Source organism: Geodermatophilus sp. SYSU D00766 (assembly GCF_054049915.1).
Genome location: NZ_JBJGYI010000003.1, coordinates 125,307 through 142,200, shown reverse-complemented (window position 1 = coordinate 142,200; position 16,894 = coordinate 125,307). Strand labels below are relative to the sequence as shown.

At 77.9% G+C, this 16,894-nt stretch carries 19 protein-coding genes and 1 riboswitch; of the genes, 12 read left to right on the top strand and 7 right to left on the bottom strand.

All coding sequences use genetic code 11. The annotated features are described in order from the left end of the window. Positions 1-19 precede the first annotated feature (19 nt). The 3 genes from resB (at position 20) to ACI8AD_RS04240 (ending at position 3,144) form a co-directional block, all read left to right on the top strand. On the top strand, positions 20-1,666 hold the full coding sequence (resB, locus tag ACI8AD_RS04250) for a cytochrome c biogenesis protein ResB (protein ID WP_456869288.1): 1,647 nt from the start codon (positions 20-22) through the stop codon (positions 1,664-1,666). Next, positions 1,663-2,637 carry a c-type cytochrome biogenesis protein CcsB gene (gene ccsB, locus ACI8AD_RS04245; RefSeq protein WP_456869287.1) on the top strand — a complete coding sequence of 325 codons (975 nt, stop codon included), beginning with the start codon at positions 1,663-1,665 and terminating at the stop codon, positions 2,635-2,637. Before resB ends, ccsB begins: the two co-directional genes overlap by 4 nt. Before the next feature lie 132 nt (positions 2,638-2,769). After that, positions 2,770-3,144 (top strand): hypothetical protein, encoded by a 375-nt coding sequence (locus tag ACI8AD_RS04240; RefSeq protein WP_456869286.1) that lies wholly within the window; start codon positions 2,770-2,772, stop codon positions 3,142-3,144. A 105-nt stretch (positions 3,145-3,249) separates the two neighbouring features. Here the strand turns inward: ACI8AD_RS04240 and ACI8AD_RS04235 are convergent, their stop codons facing one another. Then, on the bottom strand, positions 3,250-3,462 hold the full coding sequence (locus tag ACI8AD_RS04235; protein ID WP_456869285.1) for a hypothetical protein: 213 nt from the start codon (positions 3,460-3,462) through the stop codon (positions 3,250-3,252). Between the two features lie 104 nt (positions 3,463-3,566). On the opposite strand from ACI8AD_RS04235, the gene ACI8AD_RS04230 reads away from it, so the two are divergent. Together ACI8AD_RS04230 and ACI8AD_RS04225 are read left to right on the top strand one after the other, a co-directional pair. After that, complete coding sequence (locus tag ACI8AD_RS04230; protein WP_456869284.1) at positions 3,567-4,016, top strand: Lrp/AsnC family transcriptional regulator; 450 nt, start codon at positions 3,567-3,569, stop codon at positions 4,014-4,016. Next, a complete protein-coding gene (locus ACI8AD_RS04225) occupies positions 4,009-4,332 on the top strand; it encodes a DUF4229 domain-containing protein (RefSeq protein WP_456869283.1) in 324 nt (107 codons plus the stop codon). Before ACI8AD_RS04230 ends, ACI8AD_RS04225 begins: the two co-directional genes overlap by 8 nt. Before the next feature lie 13 nt (positions 4,333-4,345). Here ACI8AD_RS04225 and ACI8AD_RS04220 read toward each other — a convergent pair whose 3' ends face one another. From ACI8AD_RS04220 to menE, 3 genes are read right to left on the bottom strand one after another with little or no spacing between them, the layout of a single operon-like run. Next, positions 4,346-4,744, bottom strand: coding sequence for a DUF6841 family protein (locus ACI8AD_RS04220; RefSeq protein WP_456869282.1), 399 nt, complete (start codon positions 4,742-4,744; stop codon positions 4,346-4,348). Positions 4,745-4,769: 25 nt separating this feature from the next. Further along, on the bottom strand, positions 4,770-5,642 hold the full coding sequence (locus ACI8AD_RS04215; protein WP_456869281.1) for a 1,4-dihydroxy-2-naphthoate polyprenyltransferase: 873 nt from the start codon (positions 5,640-5,642) through the stop codon (positions 4,770-4,772). Beyond that, entirely contained in the window at positions 5,642-6,781 is a 1,140-nt protein-coding gene (gene menE, locus ACI8AD_RS04210) for an o-succinylbenzoate--CoA ligase (protein WP_456869280.1), read from the bottom strand. Before menE ends, ACI8AD_RS04215 begins: the two co-directional genes overlap by 1 nt. Positions 6,782-6,822: 41 nt before the next feature. On the opposite strand from menE, the gene ACI8AD_RS04205 reads away from it, so the two are divergent. The 3 genes from ACI8AD_RS04205 (at position 6,823) to ACI8AD_RS04195 (ending at position 11,029) form a co-directional block, all read left to right on the top strand. Beyond that, positions 6,823-7,782 carry an o-succinylbenzoate synthase gene (locus ACI8AD_RS04205; RefSeq protein ID WP_456869279.1) on the top strand — a complete coding sequence of 320 codons (960 nt, stop codon included), beginning with the start codon at positions 6,823-6,825 and terminating at the stop codon, positions 7,780-7,782. Further along, positions 7,779-9,458 (top strand): 2-succinyl-5-enolpyruvyl-6-hydroxy-3-cyclohexene-1-carboxylic-acid synthase, encoded by a 1,680-nt coding sequence (gene menD / locus ACI8AD_RS04200; protein ID WP_456869278.1) that lies wholly within the window; start codon positions 7,779-7,781, stop codon positions 9,456-9,458. The genes ACI8AD_RS04205 and menD overlap by 4 nt, the downstream gene beginning before the upstream one ends. A 283-nt stretch (positions 9,459-9,741) precedes the next feature. Beyond that, positions 9,742-9,912, top strand: a riboswitch (cyclic di-AMP (ydaO/yuaA leader). Positions 9,913-9,916: 4 nt separating this feature from the next. Then, entirely contained in the window at positions 9,917-11,029 is a 1,113-nt protein-coding gene (locus ACI8AD_RS04195; protein WP_456869277.1) for a transglycosylase family protein, read from the top strand. 64 nt (positions 11,030-11,093) lie between these two features. Here ACI8AD_RS04195 and ACI8AD_RS04190 read toward each other — a convergent pair whose 3' ends face one another. The 3 genes from ACI8AD_RS04190 to ACI8AD_RS04180 are packed head-to-tail and all read right to left on the bottom strand — an operon-like array spanning position 11,094 to position 13,902. Then, entirely contained in the window at positions 11,094-11,975 is an 882-nt protein-coding gene (locus ACI8AD_RS04190; RefSeq protein ID WP_456869276.1) for a nucleotidyltransferase domain-containing protein, read from the bottom strand. 41 nt (positions 11,976-12,016) lie between these two features. Further along, positions 12,017-12,628, bottom strand: a complete 612-nt coding sequence (locus tag ACI8AD_RS04185; protein WP_456869275.1) for a class I SAM-dependent methyltransferase — start codon at positions 12,626-12,628, stop codon at positions 12,017-12,019. Next, entirely contained in the window at positions 12,628-13,902 is a 1,275-nt protein-coding gene (locus tag ACI8AD_RS04180) for an isochorismate synthase (RefSeq protein ID WP_456869274.1), read from the bottom strand. Before ACI8AD_RS04180 ends, ACI8AD_RS04185 begins: the two co-directional genes overlap by 1 nt. A 36-nt stretch (positions 13,903-13,938) precedes the next feature. Between ACI8AD_RS04180 and ACI8AD_RS04175 the strand changes: the two genes are divergently transcribed. The 4 genes from ACI8AD_RS04175 to ACI8AD_RS04160 all read left to right on the top strand — a co-directional run bounded on the left by ACI8AD_RS04175 (position 13,939) and on the right by ACI8AD_RS04160 (position 16,886). After that, positions 13,939-14,658 carry a demethylmenaquinone methyltransferase gene (locus tag ACI8AD_RS04175; RefSeq protein ID WP_456869273.1) on the top strand — a complete coding sequence of 240 codons (720 nt, stop codon included), beginning with the start codon at positions 13,939-13,941 and terminating at the stop codon, positions 14,656-14,658. Between the two features lie 27 nt (positions 14,659-14,685). Then, on the top strand, positions 14,686-14,826 hold the full coding sequence (locus ACI8AD_RS04170) for a hypothetical protein (RefSeq protein WP_456869272.1): 141 nt from the start codon (positions 14,686-14,688) through the stop codon (positions 14,824-14,826). 13 nt (positions 14,827-14,839) lie between these two features. Further along, positions 14,840-15,514: a phosphoribosyltransferase gene (locus ACI8AD_RS04165; protein WP_456869271.1), complete on the top strand. Its 675-nt coding sequence runs from the start codon at positions 14,840-14,842 to the stop codon at positions 15,512-15,514. Positions 15,515-15,611: 97 nt separating this feature from the next. Beyond that, positions 15,612-16,886, top strand: coding sequence for a geranylgeranyl reductase family protein (locus tag ACI8AD_RS04160; RefSeq protein ID WP_456869270.1), 1,275 nt, complete (start codon positions 15,612-15,614; stop codon positions 16,884-16,886). Positions 16,887-16,894: the final 8 nt, after the last annotated feature.

Here is a 16,894-nt window from a genome sequence, read left to right as displayed (position 1 = left end):
GCGCCAGCGAGGAGGGGCTGTGACCACGACCGCCCCGCCGCGGCCCGAGGCCGCGCCGACCCCGCCGACGCCTCCCGCGCGTCCCTCCGCCGCCCGCCGCCTGGGCGCCTTCGCGCTGCGCCAGTGGCGCCGGCTGACCGCCATGCGCACGGCGATCGTGCTGCTGTTCCTGCTCGCGCTCGCCGCCATCCCCGGCTCGCTGCTGCCGCAGCGGTCGCTGTCGCAGAGCGCGGTGGGGCAGTACTTCGCCGACCACCCCACGCTCGCGCCGGTGCTCGACCGGCTCTACCTCTTCGACGTCTTCAGCTCGCCGTGGTTCGCCGCGGTCTACCTGCTGCTGTTCGTCTCGCTCATCGGCTGCGTGCTGCCCCGCGCGCTCGAGCACGCCCGGGCGCTGCGCACCCCGCCGCCGCCGGCCCCGCGCCGGCTGACCCGGCTGCCCGACGCCGCGCAGCTGCCCACGCCGCTGCCGCCCGCCGCCGCGCTCGACGCCGTCGAGGAAGAGCTGCGGGTGCGCCGCTACCGCGTCGTGCGCCGCGAGCGCGAGGGGGTCGCCGAGCTGTCGGCCGAGAAGGGGCTGCTCAAGGAGACCGGCAACCTGGTGTTCCACCTGGCGCTGGTCGCCCTGCTGCTCGGGCTGGCCGGCGGCAAGCTGTGGGGCTACGAGGGCAGCATCCTGGTCACCGAGGGCCAGCGGTTCTGCAACGCGTTCCAGCAGTACGACACCTACTCCGCCGGTGCGATGGTCGACAGCGGGGACCTCTCCCCGCTGTGCGTCGGCCTCGAGGACTTCCGCGCCGAGTACGAGCAGGACCTCACCGCCGCGTCGTTCACCGCCGACGTCACCTACGGCGCCCCCGGCGAGGAGGGCCGGCCGACGACGATCGGCGTCAACGACCCGCTGCGCGTCGACGGCGACCGCGTGTACGTGACCGGCCACGGCTTCAGCCCGCGGTTCACCGTGACGCTGCCCGACGGCACCACCTTCGACGACGTCTCCGCGCCGTTCCTGCCCACCGAGCAGTCGACGATGGCCAGCGAGGGCGCGCTCAAGCTCCCCGACCTCGGCGCCGGCGCCGACGACCAGCTCGCGCTGCAGGGCTTCTTCGCGCCCACCGGCCTGGTGCAGGCCGGCGTCCTCACCTCGATCGACCCCCGCCCCCTGGCGCCGCAGGTCGCCGTCGTGGCCTTCCGCGGCTACCTCGGGCTGGACTCCGGGCTGCCGCAGTCGGTGTACTCCCTCGACGCCTCGCAGATCGAGCGCGGCCGGCTGGCCGAGGTCGGCCGGGCCAACCTGTCGGTCGGGGAGTCGATGACGCTGCCCGACGGCACGACGGTGGCCTTCACCGGCTACTCGGAGTTCGCCGCGGTGCAGGTCTCCCACGACCCCGGCCAGCTGTGGGTGCTCGGCGCCGCGGTCGCGGTGCTGGCCGGCCTGCTCGGCATGCTGCTGCTGCGCCGCGAGCGCGTCTTCGCCCGCGCCGCCGCCGGTCCCGGCGGCGGTACCGTGCTGGACGTCGGTGCGCTCACCCGCGGCAGCGGCGACGGCGCGCCGCGGTTCGCGGCCCTCACCGACGACCTGCGGGCGGTCCTCGCCGCCCGTGCCCCGACCCGCACCCCGCCGTCCGACGGGGCCGCACCGCAGACCGGAGGCGCACCCGCGTGAGTGCCGACCAGCTGTCCGCCCTGTCGGACACCCTGTTCTCGACCAGCGTCGGTCTCTACTCGCTGGCCGTCGTCGCGTTCTGCGCGCAGCTGGCCTTCGGCCGCCGTCCGGCCCGGGAGCGCGAGCTCGTCGGCGCGGCCGCGTCCGGCACGACCACGACCGGCGCCCCCGCCGGCCCGTCCCGCCCCGACGCGCCGCCCGCCGACCCGCCGGCGGTGCGCCGCTGGGGCCGGGTGGCGGTGCTGCTCACCGCCGTCGGCGCGCTCACCCACGCCGGCGTCCTCGTCGCCCGCGGGCTGGCCACCGACCGGCTGCCCTGGGGCAACATGTACGAGTTCGCCACCGCGGTGGTGCTGGTCGCCGTCGTGGCCTACCTCGTGTTCGCGGTGCGCTCGCCGGGCCTGCGGCACCTGGGCCTGTTCGTGCTGGGCCCGGTGGTGCTCAGCATGGTGGCGATCGGGCTGTTCCTCTACGTCCAGAGCGGCCCGCTGGTGGCCGCCCTGCGCTCGAGCTGGCTGGCCGTGCACGTGTCCACGGCGATCCTCGGCTTCGGCATCTTCTTCGTCAGCGGCATCGCCAGCGTCCTGTACCTGGTCCGCTCGCGGTACGAGGCCCGGGGCGGCGCCGCCGACGGCGGGGTGCTCGGCCGGCTGCCGTCGGCGGCCACGCTGGACCGGGTCGCGCACCGCACGGCGGTCTTCGGCTTCCCGATCTGGACCTTCGCCGTCATCGCCGGCGCGATCTGGGCCGAGAGCGCCTGGGGCCGCTTCTGGGGCTGGGACCCCAAGGAGACGTGGGCCTTCATCGCCTGGGTCGTCTACGCCGCCTACCTGCACGCCCGCACCACGGCCGGCTGGCGCGGCCGCCCGGCGGCGTGGGTCAACGTGGTCGGCCTCGGCGTCATGGTGTTCAACCTGCTGTACGTGAACATGGTCTCCACCGGGCTGCACAGCTACGGCGGGGTCAACTGAATCGCGTCCCACCCGCCCCTGCACGCCACTCCCGTCCCTCGCGAGGGGGAGACGTCCGCCGCACGCGGCGCCCGCGTGCTCCACTTGTCGCCATGACCGCTCGCACGGGGGGATCGCGCTCGGAGGTCCGCTGTGGGTAGGCACGCTGCGGCCGACGACGCCGGCACCGACCCCATCGTCGCCGCGGCGCTCGCCCGCCACGGGACGGCACCCGGCACCCGGCACGCCTCCGCCAGCGACGTCGCCACCGACGGCGGCGGCGACGAGGGCACCGAGAGCGGCCTGGGCTGGCCGGGGGACACCACCACCGGCGGTGGGCTGGGCTGGCCCGGCTCGCTCGACGAGGCCCGCGAGACCGCCCGCATGGACGCCGTGCCGTCGGTGCCCGGAGCGCCCCACGGCACGGCCGCCGTCGGCGACGCCGTCGAGGACGCCGCGCCCGGTGAGGACCCCGGGCAGCGCACCCGGCGCGGCTGGCGGCGGATGTTCGGCGGCACCGCCGCCTGACACCTGCACCACGCCAGACCCGGGCACTTCCGCGGAAGTGCACGGGAGGCGGGCGAGCCGGAGCCGTGCACTTCCGCGGAAGTGCACGGGAGGCGCGGGCGGGGACTAGGCGGGGGAACCGTCGTCGCGGCGGACGCGGCGGCCGAGCTCGCGGAGGAACTCCGGGTCGTCGTCGGGGGCGACCGGGCGGGGATCGCGCGAGGCGCGGGGACGACGCTCGGGCGGCGGCCGGCGCAGGTCACCACCGGCGGCGGCGGTCGCCCGCACGACGAGCAGGACCACGACCACGGCGATCCCCAGCAGCACGACGAACGCCACGGCGCCCACCCCCCTCGACTCGGGCCTCTCCGCCACTGTACGACCGCTGGGATACTGGAGGGGTGGCGCGCGATGCGCCGCGCGGGGACCCCCGCCGAGTCTGGATGGAGCCCGTCATCGACGCCGTCGACCGCCAGCTGATCGACCTGCTGCGCGCCAACGGCCGGGCCAGCTACGCCGAGCTCGCCCGCCAGGTCGGCCTCTCGGCGCCGGCCGTGCACGAGCGGGTCGGCAAGCTCGAGGCGGCCGGCACCATCACCGGGTACCGCGCCGTCGTCGACCCGGTCGCCCTCGGGCTCGACGTCACCGCGCTCGTCGGCGTCATCGAGAGCGACTCGGTCGACGACACCGGCGTCGAGGCGGCGCTGCGGGCGATGCCCGAGGTCGAGGACTGCTGGCGCGTGGCCGGCAGCGAGGCCTTCGTGCTCAAGGTGCGGGTGACCGACATCCCGGCACTGGAGTCGGCCATCAACGCGTTGAACCGGATCGAGGGCGTCGCCCGGACCCGCACCACCGTGGTGCTGTCGACGAAGTGGGAGGGCCGTCATGGCTGAGCAGGAGCGCACCCCGGTCACCCCGGTGGGCCCGGACGGGCGGCCGGCGGTGCGGCCGAAGGTGCTGCCCTGGCTGCTCGTGCACACCATCGGCCGGCTGGCCGTCTTCGCGCTGCTGACCGTCGTCCTGTGGATGGTCGGCCTCGACTTCTGGTCGGGGGCGCTCTTCGGCCTGGTCCTGTCGATGCCGGTGTCCTACGTCCTGCTGCGCCGCTCCCGCGAGCAGCTCAGCACCGCGCTGGTGGTGCGGTCGGAGGAGAAGCGCCGGGCCAAGGAGCAGTTCCGCGCCCGGCTCTCCGGCGACGCCGCCGCCTGAGCCCGCCCCGCGGTCAGGCCGCGTGCACCAGCAGGGCCACGATGCGGCGGCCGGCCGGGCCGTCGACGACCACGTAGGTGGTCTCCACCCGGCCGATCACGCTCCCGTCGGCCCGCACCCGGGCGAAGGCGGCGCGGTGCAACGCGCACGTCCGGTTCACCACGGTCGTGACGGCGGAGAGCTCCTCACTGCGGTCGTAGCCGGCCGCCCGCAGCCCCTCGACCTGCCGGGCGACGGCGGCCAGCACGCGCTCCTCGTCGGGCAGGACCACGCTCCCCGCGTCGCTGCTGAGCACCAGCGGCACGCCGTAGTGGGCGAGCAGCCGGGACACGTCGTCGGTGTCCCCGCGCCCCAGCGCGGCGAAGTCGGCCAGGTAGACCGCGAACCAGCTCCCGAACCCGGGCTCGCCCATGCCGCGAGTGTGGCGGCGGGGACGGTCAGCCCGACAGGGCGAGCCCGGCGGCCAGCAGCACACCGGTGACCAGAGTGAGCAGCCCGGTGGCCTGCAGCGCGGCGATCAGCGCCGGCCCGCGGCCGCCGGAGAGCACCATCCGCGACGGCGGCACCGCCAGCGGCGCGGCGGCCAGCGCGAGCAGCGCCCAGGGCCGCTCCACCCCGATGGCGACGACGACGGCGAACGCGCCGGCCAGCAGCCCGACGTAGAGCAGCCGGGTCCGCGTGTCCCCGAGCAGCACCGCCAGCGTCCGCTTGCCGACGACGGCGTCCCCGGCGACGTCGCGCAGGTTGTTGACCACCAGCAGCGCCACCGACAGCAGCCCGACCGGCACCGCGGCGGCGACGGCGAGCCCCTCGACCCGGCCGGTCTGCGCGAACGTCGTCCCGGCGACGGCGACCAGGCCGAAGAACACGAAGACGAACACCTCGCCCAGCGCCCGGTACCCGTAGGGCAGCGGCCCGCCGGTGTAGGTCCACGCCGCGGCGATGCACACCGCGCCGACGGCGACCAGCCACCAGCTCGACAGCGCCGCGAGCGCCAGCCCCGCCACGCCCGCGACGGCGAAGGCGAGCAGCGCGGCGACGAGCACCTGCCGGGCCGGCGCCGCGCCCGAGCCGACCAGCCGCATCGGCCCCACCCGGTCGGCGTCGGTGCCGCGCTTCCCGTCGGAGTAGTCGTTGGCGTAGTTGACGGCCACCTGCAGGGCGAGCGCGACCAGCAGGGCCAGCAGAGCGGGGACCGGCCGGAACCCGTCGAGAGCGGCGGCCGCGCCGGTGCCCACGAGCACCGGTGCGAGCGCGGCGGGCAGCGTGCGGGGCCGGGCACCGGCCACCCACTGCGCGGCGGTGGCCACTAGCGGTCCCCGCCGCCGAGCCGGGCCGCGACCCGGCGGCGGTCGGGCTTGCCGGTGTGCAGGGTGGGCACGGCGTCGACCAGGTGCAGCTCGCGCGGGGCGGCGGGGCCGCCCAGCCGCTCGGTGACCCAGGGCCGGAGCGCGGCGAGGTCGGGCGCGGCGCCGGGCGCGGGCACGACGGCGGCCACCACCCGCTGCCCCCACTCCGCGTCGGGCCGGCCGAAGACGACGGCGTCGGCGACCTCGGGGTGCGCGCGCAGCACGCCCTCGACCGCCTGCGGCGCGACGTTCACCCCACCGGTCACCACGACGTCGTCGAGCCGGCCGGTGACGGTCAGCCGCCCGTCGGGCCCGGTCGTCCCGGCGTCGCGGGTGCGGAACTCCCCGCCGGCGAAGGCCGCCGCCGTCGCCTGCGGGTCGCGGCGGTAGCCGAGCGCCAGCACGGGGCCGGCGATCGCGATCCCGTCGTCGTCGACGCGGACCCGGACGCCGTCGAGGGGGAGGCCGTCGTAGACGCAGCCGCCGGAGGTCTCGGTCATCCCGTAGGTGGTGACCACGGCGACCCCGGCGGCCCGGGCGCGCGCCAGCAGGTCCGGGTCGGTGGCCGCGCCGCCGACGAGGACGGCGTCGAAGGCGCGCAGCGCGCCGGGTTCGGCGTCCAGGTACCGGCGCAGCTGGGTGGGGACCAGCGCGGTGCAGCGGCGGCCGGCGGGCAGCCGCGCGACCGCGCCGGCCAGGGGCTCGCCGGGGCCGAGGACGACCGGGACGGTGCCGCCGACCACCGAGCGGACCAGCACCTGCAGCCCGGCGACCGCGGAGACCGGCAGCGCCAGCAGCCAGGTGCCGGGCCCGCCGAGGCGGTCGAGGGTCGCGGTCGCCGAGGCCGTGAGCGCCGCGGCCGGCAGCAGCACGCCGCGCCCGCCGCCGGTGGACCCCGACGTGACGACGACGACGTCGGCGCCGTCCTCCAGGGGCTCCTCCGGCGCGAGGACCGCGCGGGCGGCAGCGGCGGCGGGGCCGGCCGGCAGGACGGCGAGCGGTGCGCTGCCGGCCAGGGCCGCGCGGACGGCGGGCAGCACGGTGCGCAGCACGTCGTCGGGCCCGTCGGGCGCGGGGAGGACGGTCAGCTGCCGGGGCACGTCGAACCAGGGTACGAGGCGCGCGATCTACGCTGGCGGGCGTGATCACCCCCGCCGGTCTCCCCGAGGGGATCGACCGGCCGGCGGTGTGGTCGGTGCCCATGCGCACCCGCTTCCGCGGCATCGACGTCCGCGACGGCGTCCTGGTGCACGGCCCGGCCGGCTGGGGGGAGTTCTCCCCGTTCTGGGACTACGGCGTCCTGGAGAGCCGTCGGTGGTGGGCCGCCGCGGCCGAGGCCGCGCTGACCGGCTGGCCGGCGCCGGTGCGCGACGCCGTGCCGGTCAACGTCACCGTGCCCGCGGTCGACGCCGGGCGCGCGCACGCGATCGTCACCGCCTCGGGCTGCCGGACGGCGAAGGTGAAGGTGGCCGAGCCCGGGCAGACCGCGGCCGACGACCTCGCGCGGGTCGAGGCCGTCCGCGACGCGCTCGGCCCCGGCGGCGCGGTCCGCGTCGACGCCAACGCCGCCTGGGACGTGGACACCGCGGTGGCGCGCATCCGCCACCTGGACCGGGTGGGCCTGGAGTACGTCGAGCAGCCGTGCGCGACCGTCGAGGAGCTGGCCGCGCTCCGCCGGCGCACCGACGTCCGGATCGCCGGCGACGAGGTCCTCCGCCGCGCCGACGACCCGCTCGCGGTCGACCTGCGCGAGGCCTGCGACGTCGTCGTCCTCAAGGTGCAGCCGCTCGGCGGGGTGCGGGCGGCGCTGCGCGTCGCCGAGGCGCACGGCCTGCCGTGCGTCGTCTCCTCGGCGCTGGAGTCCTCGGTGGGCCTCGCCGCCGGCGTCGCGCTGGCCGCGGCACTGCCGGAGCTGCCCTTCGCCTGCGGCCTGGCCACCGGGGCCCTCCTCGGCGGCGACGTGACGAGCGAGCCGCTGCGGCCGGTCGACGGCGTCCTGCCGGTGCGCCCGGTGACCCCCGACCGGCTGGCCGACGTGGCGGCGTCCCCGGAGGTGACCGGGCGCTGGGCCGACCGGCTGGCCGCGGTGCTGGCCGCGTGAACCCCTCCACCGCGCTGGCCCGCGTGCTGGTCGACGAGCTCCTCCGCGGCGGGGTCCGCGACGCCGTCGTCGCGCCCGGCTCGCGCTCGGCGCCGGTCGCCCTGGCGTTCGCCGCGGCCGAGCGCGCCGGCGCCCTGCGGCTGCACGTGCGCATCGACGAGCGGACGGCGTCCTTCCTCGCCCTGGGCCTCGCCCGCGCCTCCGGCCGGCCGGTGCCGGTGCTCACCACCTCCGGGACGGCGACCGCGCACCTGCACGCCGCGGTGCTCGAGGCCGACGTCAGCGGCGTCCCGCTGCTCGCGCTCACCGCCGACCGCCCGCCGGAGCTGCGGTCCACCGGCGCCAACCAGACGATCGAGCAGCCCGGCCTCTACGGCGGCGCGGTGCGCTGGGCCGCCGACGTCGGCGTGCCCGAGGCCGGCCGCGAGGCCGCGCAGAACCGGTACTGGCGCTCGGTGGTGTCCCGGGCGCTGCTCGCGGCCACCGGCACCCTGTCCGGGGACCCCGGACCGGTCCAGCTGAACCTGCCCTTCCGCGACCCGCTGCTGCCCGAGGAGGAGCCCGGTCCGCTGACCGGCCCGTGGGCCGGTCGCGCCGACGGCGCCCCGTGGACCGCCGGTGTCCCCGCGCCCGCCGCGCCCGGTCCGATCGGCGACGGCCCGCGCACCCTCGTGGTCGCCGGCGACGGGCCCGGTGCCGCGGGCCGCGCGTGGGCGGCCGGCGCCGCTGCCGCCGGCTGGCCGGTGGTCGCCGAGCCCAGCGGCGGGGCGTGGACCGGCGACGCCGTCCGCGGCGGGGCGCTGCTGCTCGGCGTGCCCTCCTGGCTCGACGCGCACCGTCCCGACCGGGTCGTGGTGGTCGGCCGGCCCACGCTGTCGCGGCCGGTGTCGGCGCTGCTGGCCGACCCGCGGGTACGGGTGGAGACGGTGACGGCGACCCCGCGGTGGCCCGACGCCGGCCGGTCGAGCGCGCTGGTCGGCCGCGCCGCCCCGCCCGCGGGCCCACCGTCGGACCCCGGCTGGGCCGCGGCCTGGACCGGGGCCGCCGCCCGGGTCGGCGCCGCCGTCGACGCGCTGCTCGACGCCGCGCCGGCCCCCACCGCTGCCCGGCTGGCCCGCGACGTCGTCGCCGCGCTGCCGGCCGGGGCGCTGCTGGTGCTGGGCTCCTCGACGCCGGTGCGCGACGTCGACCGGCTCGCCGTCCCGCGCGGCGACGTCACGGTGCTGGCCAACCGGGGCGTGGCCGGCATCGACGGCACGGTCTCCACCGCGGTCGGGGCGGCGCTGGCCTCCGGCGGCCCCGCGGTGGCCCTGCTGGGCGACCTGACCTTCCTGCACGACCTGCAGGGGCTGCTGACCGGCGAGGGCGAGCCGCGCCCGGACCTGACCCTCGTCGTGCCGGACAACGACGGCGGCGGGATCTTCGCCCAGCTCGAGCCCGGCCGGCCGGCGTACGCGCGCGACTACCGGCGGGTGTTCGGGACGCCGCACGGGCGCGACCTGGCAGCGGTCGCGCAGGCGCTGGGCTGGGCCACCACGCGGGTCACCGCGCCCGGCGAGCTGCCCGACGCCCTGGCGCCGGGCGGGCCGGGAGTGGTCGTCGTCGGCACCGACCAGCGCGCCGAGGCCGACCTCGCCGTCGCCCTCCGCGAGGCCGCGGCCCGCGCTCTCGGCTGAGCCCTCCGGCGCCCGCCCGGGCCGCCCGTCGTCGGCCGGCGCCGGTGTGGTCCTGCTCGCACTGCCCGCCCGGCGGCGTCCGGCGGCGCACCGCGGCGCCTCGCCGCTGACCTGGGCATCCGGGGTGCACCCGGGGGTGGGCAGGGCGCCTCAGATACCCCGCGCGTCCCACCGCTAACGGAATGTGACCGGCGACACAACGACAGTTGCCATGACGATATGTAACGTTTTGGCTGCGCTCGGCCAATCGGAGCGCGGCGCCGGTCCGCCAAACCCTGCCCACCGGTCGCCCACACCAACACCCAGGGCAGGGGTGGGGGAACCACTTCCGGCGCGCGACGGCCTACGGGGGCCTGTCCTGACGCGCGCCTCGGGGTGAAGCCGCGACACCGCGGCCGGGCACCGATCGCCCGAACCCGACAGCTCACCTCGCCGGCGGTGATCGGGAGATCATCACCATGCCCAAGCACCGCGCACCCCGCTACGTCCGCACCAAGAAGGTCATCGCCCGGGCCCCTGTCGTCGCCGGCGCCACCGCCGTCGGCCTCGGCGTCCTGAGCGCCCCCGCCTCCGCCTCCGCCTCCGAGACGCACGACTGGTCCGGTGTGGCCGAGTGCGAGTCCAGCGGCAACTGGAGCATCAACACCGGCAACGGCTACTACGGCGGCCTGCAGTTCAGCCAGTCCACCTGGGCCGGCTTCGGCGGCACCGAGCTCGCCGCGCGCGCCGACCTCGCCACCCCCGCCGAGCAGGTCCAGATCGCCGAGCGCGTCCTGGCCGGCCAGGGCATCGGCGCCTGGCCGCACTGCGGCGCGTTCCTGGCCGACGGCACCACCGCGGCCGCCGCCGAGGCGCCCGCCCCGGCCGCCACGGCCCCCGCCGAGGTCCCCGCTGCGGCTCCCGCCGAGCAGCCCGCCCCGGCCGACGACGCCACCGAGGACTACACGGTCCGCTGGGGCGACACCGTCAAGAAGATCGCCGACGCCCACCAGCAGAGCTGGCGCGAGCTGTACCAGCGCAACGTCGACGTCATCGGCGGCGACCCGAACCGGATCTACCCGGGCCAGGTGCTCGCCGTCAGCGGTGCGGCCCCCGCCGCCGAGGCCCCCGCGGCCGCCGCTCCGGCCCCGGCCGCCACCGCCGGCGAGTCCGCCCCGGCCGCCGAGGTCGCGCCGATCGCCGCGGCCGCGCCGCAGGTCGCGAACGCCATCGCCACCATCACCAACACCGCCGGCGCCGTGAAGCCGGTCGCCCAGGCCGCCGCCGACGTCGTCGTCAGCAACGTGCCGGGCGCCGCCGACATCACCATCGGCGGCACGCGGGGCAGCGCCGTCGACCCGAACGGGCACCCCTCGGGCCTGGCGCTGGACTACATGGTCATGTCCGACGCCGCCCTCGGCGACGCGATCGCCCAGTACCACATCGACCACTGGGACGAGCTCGGCGTGGAGTACGTGATCTGGCAGCAGCGGATCCTGACCTCGCCCGATGGCGCGTGGAAGGCGATGGAGGACCGCGGCAGCGTGACCGCGAACCACTTCGACCACGTGCACGTGAACTACGCGGGCTGACCTCCCGCCACCCCCGACGAGGGCCCCGGCCGCTGCCCAGCGGCCGGGGCTCTCGTCGTCCCGGTCAGCGGCCGAGGGCGGCCCAGTACGCCAGGTACGACCGGTGCAGCCAGCCGTCGACCCAGGCGCGGTCGGGCCGGGCGGGTACCGCCGGACTGTCGCGCAGTGCGGCCAGCCGCGCCTCGGCGTCGTCGACGGCCGCGACCACCTCGGCCAGCGGCACCTCGCCCCGGCGGACCCGGCGCAGGTACGCGCGGTCGGGCTCGGGCACCGGCAGCGTGATCCGGCCGGTGGTCAGCAGCTCCACGCCCTGCAGGCCCAGCCGCAGCGCGTGCATCGCGTACTTCACGTCGAAGCCGTGCGCGGCGACGAGCTCGGGCCGGTTCGGATGCGCGCCGGCCTGCCCGGTCATCGCCGCCCGCTGGCCCCGCAGGTAACCGAGGAACCGGTCGGCGGCCACGCGGGAGACGAACCGGTCGGCGTGCGCCACCAGCTCCGCGCCCGCGGCGTCGCGGACCACGACCTCCTCGTCGGGGACGAACAGCAGCAGCAGGACCGTCGGGTTGCCGCCCAGGGCCAGCCGGGCCCACTTGCGGGCCGAGTAGACGACGACGTCGACGTCGCCGGCGCCCGACCGGTTGGCCAGCCCGCCGGGCCGGTCCCACGCGGTGTGCCGGTGGTACTGCTCGAAGGGCACGGTCTCGGTCGTCGCCAGGCCTGCGGGCACCCGGGCGGTGCCGGTGACGTACTCCGGCGGCTCCAGGCAGACGCCCATCTCGTCGCGGTCGTCCTGGCCGGCCACGGACGTGCCGTGCACGCCCGACCCGACCTGAGCGCGCAGGACCGTGCCCCGCTCGGCGATCTCCCTGGCGACGGCCGAGGCGTGCGGGTGGTCGAAGGGCGGGGGGAGCGAGCGGTCGCCGGGGACCAGGGGGACGGCGGGCACCGGCACACCCAACCAGCCCGGAGCCGGCCCGCCGACCGGTTTCACCCGGGCCGTCGCCAGACCAGCGCGTAGCGCCAGAGAACCAGCCGACGCACCCGGACACCGGGCAGGACCGCGGCCGCCCGTCGTCGGACCTCGTGCAGCGTCAGCTCCGGGTCGCGCACCGGCATGCCCGGCGTCCCCGGGTCCCGCCGGCCCCGGAGCAGCCGGACCAGCCCGATCCCGCGGGCGAGCACGGCGGCGAGCACCTCGACCGGCAGCTCGCGCGGCAGGTCGGGACGGGCCAGGGCCACGGCGGCCAGCACGCCACCGGGCCGCACCGCCGCCGACAGCACCCGCAGCGCCGGCTCCAGGGGCCCGTGGTGCAGCGCCGACACGCTGACGACGGCGTCGTAGCCGCCCGACGGCAGATCCAGGTCGAGCACGTCGGCCTCCACAACCCGGACGTTCCCCGGCACCCGCGCGCGGGCCTTAGCCACCATCTGCGGCGAGCGGTCGACGGCGTCCACGGAGTCCGCCCGCCCCGCCAGGACGGCGGCCAGCCCGCCGGCACCGCACCCCACCTCGAGCACCCGGAGGCAGGGGTCGGGGAGCTCGCGCAGCAGCAGGGGCCAGTAGTGGGCGTTGTGATCCCAGGACGGGACCGCCCGCATCAGTCCTCCAGGGCGGCCTGGAAGGCGGCGAACTTCGACTGCGTCTCGGCCAGCTCGGCCGCGGGGTCGGAGCCCGCGACGATGCCGCAGCCGGCGAACAGCCGGGCGGTGCACGGGTCGTCCTCGACGAGCTGGGCGCACCGCAGCGCCAGGCCGAACTCGCCGTCGCCGCGGGCGTCGAGCCAGCCGACCGGCCCGGCGTAGCGGCCGCGGTCCATGCCCTCGAGCTCGGCGATCACCGCGGTGGCCACGTCGGGCGGCGTGCCGCCCACCGCGGCGGTCGGGTGCACGGCGTCGACCAGCTCGAGCAGCCCGGCCCGGCCGCCCGGCCCCGAGCGGCGCTGGGTGCCGGTGACGTCGGTGGCCAGGTGCCGCACGTTCGGCAGGGTCAGCAGCGCCGGCTCCTCGGGGACCGCCAGCGCTGTGCAGTACGGGTCGAGCGCCCGCACCAGCGAGTCGACGGCGAGGGCGTGCTCGGCGCGGTCCTTCTCGCTCGCCAGCAGGGCCGCCGCGAGCCGCTCGTCGTCGGCACCCGCGCCCCGGGGGGCGGTGCCGGCGAGCACCCGGGCCGACAGCCGGCGGCCGGTGCGGCGCAGCAGCAGCTCCGGGGTGGCGCCGAGCAGCCCGTCGACCGCGAAGGTCCAGCAGTCGGGGAAGCGCGCGGCCAGCCGGTCGAGCAGCCGGCGGGCGTCGAGCGGCACGTCGGCGGTGACCAGCAGGTCGCGCGCGAGGACGACCTTGGCCAGGTCGCCGTCGCCGATGCGCCGGACCGCCGCGGCCACCGCGCCGCACCACGACGCGGGGTCCAGCGCGCCGTCGGCGTAGCGCAGCCGGGTGGGAGCGGGCGGCAGCGCGGCGGGGTCGCCGGCCAGCACGTCGCGGGGATCGACGTCGCCGGCGGTGGTGAGCCAGGCGGTGCCGTCCCGACGGCCGACGACGACCTCGGGGACGACGAACACCGACGTCTCGCGGGCCGGGTCGAACGCGACGCTGGCGAACACGACCGGCCCCGAGCCGGGGACGCCGACCGCGTCGTCGACGGGGAGGGCGGCGCTGCGGTCGGCCCACCAGGCGGCGGCCTCGGCCAGCGCCCCGGGGCCGCTCACCTCCAGCCGGTCGGCCTCGCCCCAGCCGACCAGCCCCTCGCCGCGGCGCACCCACGACAGGGCGCCGTCAGGGGGCAGCAGGCGCAGCAGGTCGGGGGAGTCGGGCAGCTCCACGGTGACGACCGCGGGCGCGGCGGCGTCCGGGGAGGTCACCGCCGCGGCTGTCACGCTCCCCAGCGTAGGCAGCCCGGTAGCGTCGGCGCCGTGGCGGACCGGCGAGACAGCGCACACCCCGCCGGGCACCGGGCCGGACTGGACAAGCAGCCGCACGAGGTCGCGGCGATGTTCGACGGCGTCGCGCGCCGGTACGACCTCACCAACACCGTGCTCTCCGGCGGCCGCGACGCCGCCTGGCGGCGGGCCACCCGCGAGGCGCTGGGGGCCCGGCCGGGCGACGTCGTCGTCGACGTCGCGGCGGGCACCGCGGTGTCCACCGTCGAGCTGGCCGCCGGCGGCGTGCACGCGATCGCCTGCGACTTCTCCCAGGGCATGCTCCGCGCCGGCGCCGCCCGGCCGGTGCCGAAGATCGCCGGCGACGCGATGGCGCTGCCGCTGGCCGACGCCAGCGTCGACGGGCTGGTGATCTCCTTCGGGCTGCGCAACGTGGCCGACCCCGACGCCGCGCTGCGCGAGTTCGCCCGGGTGGTCCGCCCGGGCGGCCGGCTCGTCGTCTGCGAGTTCTCCAGCCCCACCTGGCGGCCGTTCCGCACCGTCTACACCGAGTACCTGATGCGCGCGCTGCCGCGGATCGCGCGCGCGGTGAGCTCCAACCCCGACGCCTACGTGTACCTCGCCGAGTCGATCCGCGCCTGGCCCGACCAGCCGGCGCTGGCTGCGCGGATCCAGGCCGCCGGGTGGGCCGACGTCGAGTGGCGCGACCTGACCGGCGGGATCGTCGCGCTGCACCGCGCACGGCGCCCGTAGCACCCCTCGACGGCGGTAGCGTGACCCATGACGACACCGATGCCCGAGCCGCCCGGCCCCTCGCCGTCGCCGGTCGACCCGATCTCCCCGCCGTCGCCGGCCCCGCTGCCGCAGCCGAGCCCCACCGACCCGACCGCGCCGCCGCCGACCGGCCCGCAGCCGGTCTGACCCGGTCCGCGCGGTGGACGGGCCGCCGTTCACCGACCGGCGCGACGCCGGCCGGCAGCTCGCCGCGCGCCTGACCGACCCCGGCCGCGACCCCGCCGTGCCGCTCGGGCCCGACGCGCTGGTCCTGGGCCTGCCCCGGGGCGGGGTGGTCGTCGCCGCCGAGGTCGCCGCCGGGCTCGGTGCGGAGCTCGACGTCGTCGCCGTCCGCAAGCTCGGGGTGCCCGGCCGCCCGGAGCTGGCCATGGGTGCGGTCGCCGCGGTGGGGGATGCGGTGCAGAGCGTCGGCGTCGAGGCGGTCCTCGCCCGGGTCGACGTCGACGGCGACGCCGCCGCCGAGGTCCGCCGCGCCGAGCTCGCCGAGCTGGCGCGCCGCCGGGAGGCCTACCGCGCCGACCGCCCGCCCCCGGCCCTCGCCGGCCGCACCGTGGTCCTCGTCGACGACGGCCTGGCCACCGGCGCCACCATGCGCGCGGCGCTGGCCGCCGTCCGCAGCGCCGGGCCGGCCGCCGTCGTCGTCGCGGTGCCCGTCGGCCCGCCCGCGCTGTGCGCCGAGCTGGCGGCCGGCACCGGTGCCGACGAGGTCGTCTGCCTGGTCACGCCGCAGCCGTTCGGCGCGGTGGGCCGCTGGTACGCCGACTTCGGCCAGACAACCGACGAGGAGGTGCGGGCGGCCCTGGGCCCGGCATAGGAAGCGGTGCGCACGTTCCCCGGCCCCGGACGTGCGGATAGCTTCCGGTGCCTGGGGTCGACGCCGGCCGCAGCGGGAGCACCGAGGGGGCCAGCGCGTGACGAGTCCGACCGCCGGGGGCAGCGCCGACGTCGTCGTGGTGGGTGCCGGGCCCGCGGGGTCGGCCGCCGCCTGGACGCTGGCCACCGCCGGGCTCGACGTCGTCGTGCTGGAGAAGGCCCGCTTCCCGCGGGAGAAGGTCTGCGGCGACGGGCTCACGCCGCGCGCGGTCAAGGCGCTCGACGACATGGGCGTGGACACCTCGCCGGCGGGCGGCTGGGTCCGGCACCGGGGCCTGCGCGTGTTCGGCGGCGGTCAGGTGGTCGAGGTCGACTGGCCGCGGCTGTCCTCCTGGCCCGACTTCGGCCTCATCCGGGCGCGCCGGGACCTCGACCCGGTGCTGGCCGAGCACGCCGTCGCCGCCGGTGCCCGCCTCGAGCAGGAGGTCACCGTCACCGACCCGCTGCTCGACGACGCCGGCCGCGTCGCGGGCGTGCACGCCCAGGCCGACCCCGGCCGCGAGCCGGTCACCTGGCGCGCGCCGCTGGTGGTCTCCGCCGAGGGCCTGTCCGGCCGGCTGGCCAAGGCGATCGGGCTGACCCGCCGCGAGGACCGCCCGCTCGGCGTCGCCGTGCGCCGCTACGTCGAGACCCCGCGCGGTGAGGACCCCTACCTCGACATCTCCTTCGACCTGTCCGCCGAGGGCCCCACCGCCGACTCGATGCCCGGCTACGGGTGGTCCTTCGGCATGGGCGACGGCACCGCCAACGTCGGCTTCGGCCTGCTCGACACCCGACGCGGCGGGGAGACCGCCCCCCGCACCGTGCTGCGCCGCTGGCTGGCCACGCTGCCGCCGGAGTGGCAGCTGGGGGAGGAGCACGCGGTCACCCCGCTGCGCGGCGCCGGCCTGCCGATGGCGCTCAACCGCGGACCGGCCTACACCCGCGGGCTGCTGCTGGCCGGCGACACCGCCGGGGTGGTCAACCCGTTCAACGGCGAGGGCATCAGCTACGCGCTCGAGACCGGCCGGATGGCCGCCGAGACCGCGGTCGAGGCGCTGGCCGCCCCCGAGGGGCCGGCCCGCGAGGCGGTGCTGCGCCGCTACCCGCGCCGGCTGCAGGAGGTCTACGGCCGCCACCACCGCCTCGGCACGGCCTTCCTCGCGCTGCTCGACCGCCCGGGCCTCGTCCGCTTCGCCACCGCGCACGGCCTCAAGCGCCCGGCGATGGTCAACGCGGCGCTGCGGCTCATGGGCAACCTCTCCGACGGCCGCGACGGCGACCGCTTCGACCGCACGATCGCGCTGCTGACCCGCCTGACGCCCGCCGTCTGACCGCGCGG